At 60.8% G+C, this 1295-nt stretch carries 2 protein-coding genes; both read right to left on the bottom strand.

Going from position 1 to position 1295, the window contains the following annotated elements; all coding sequences use genetic code 11:
- On the bottom strand, positions 1 to 600 hold a 600-nt coding region (locus EOA60_RS33375), incomplete at its 3' end, for an aminotransferase class I/II-fold pyridoxal phosphate-dependent enzyme (protein WP_128312639.1).
- A 158-nt stretch (positions 601 to 758) separates the two neighbouring features.
- Positions 759 to 1280, bottom strand: coding sequence for a CoA-binding protein (locus EOA60_RS33380; protein ID WP_095801296.1), 522 nt, complete (start codon positions 1278 to 1280; stop codon positions 759 to 761).
- Between the last annotated feature and the right edge of the window lie 15 nt (positions 1281 to 1295).

The raw sequence follows: 1295 nt of genomic DNA on the forward strand, positions 1-1295 counted from the left end.
GTCGGCGCCATGCTCGATCGGCCGCACGAGATAGGGCGAGGCCAGCGTGTTGTCGACGATCAGCGGCAGGCCGTGCCTGCGAGCGATGTCGCCGATCTTCTCGATGTCGACGAAGATGCCGCCCGGATTGGCGAGGCTTTCGATGAAGATCGCCCTGGTGTTGTCGTCGATTTGGCTCTCAAAGGTCGATGGATCGTTGGTATCGGCCCAGCGGACCTCCCAGCCATAATTCTTGAAGGCGTGGCCGAATTGGTTGATGGAGCCGCCATAAAGCTTTGTGGCAGATACGAAATTGTCACCCGGCCGCATCAGATTGTGGAAGACGATGACCTGGGCGGCGTGGCCGGAGGCGACGGCCAGCGCGGCAGTGCCACCTTCGAGCGCGGCGAGACGCTCCTCGAGAACCGCCTGCGTGGGGTTCATGATGCGGGTATAGATGTTGCCGAAGGCCTTCAGCCCGAACAGCGAGGCGGCGTGGTCGGCGTCATCGAAGACATAGGAGGTGGTCTGATAGATCGGCGTGGCGCGCGCGCCGGTCGCCGGGTCCGGCTTGGCGCCGGCATGGACGGCGAGCGTGTTGAAACCGGGCGTACGGGTCATCGAAGCCTCCCTCTCAAACTTGCGAAAATCGCCGGGCATTCTTGGCCAAGCGCGGTCGTGAATGCAAAGAACAAAATACCTTTCGGCGTGCGATCTGCGGCGAACGCCCGGGAAAATCCATTTCTTCCCGGAATAGTTTTGCGCGCCTGGTTGTCCGTCTATTTCTGGCGCACGCCAAAACTCTGGAAACCCTTGCGCATCAATGGCTTCTTCGACGATAGCACGCCGGAGTTGACGCCGGTCCAGCCGATCTCGCCCGACAGCTTGCCATATTCGATCTTGGGACAGCGGTTCATGACCACCTTGATGCCGGCTGCCTCGGCGCGCGCGGCGGCCTGGTCATGGCGAACACCTAGCTGCATCCAAACGACCTTCGGCAGCGGATCGAGCTTCAGTACCTGCTCGACGATGCCAGGGACAGCGGCCGAGCCGCGAAAAATGTCAATCATGTCGACCGGGTGCGGCAGGTCGGCCAGGCTGGCATAGACCGTCTGTCCAAGGATCTGCTTTCCCGCATGACCGGGATTGATCGGCAACACCGAAAAACCCTTGGCCAGCAGATATTTCAGCACGAAATAGCTCGGCCGCACGTCGTTGGGCGAGGCGCCGACCATGGCAATGGTCTTCACCGAGTTCAGAATGCCGGCAATGTAGCTGTTGTCGTAGGCGTCGTGATTCATGGCTCGTCCTCATAC

The organism is Mesorhizobium sp. M1A.F.Ca.IN.020.06.1.1, assembly GCF_004023265.1.
Classification (GTDB): domain Bacteria; phylum Pseudomonadota; class Alphaproteobacteria; order Rhizobiales; family Rhizobiaceae; genus Mesorhizobium.

Excerpts from the sequence above, each read along its gene's own strand:
- EOA60_RS33380 (WP_095801296.1), bottom strand. The coding sequence starts at position 1,280 with ATGAATCACGACGCCTACGACAACAGCTACATTGCCGGCATTCTGAAC.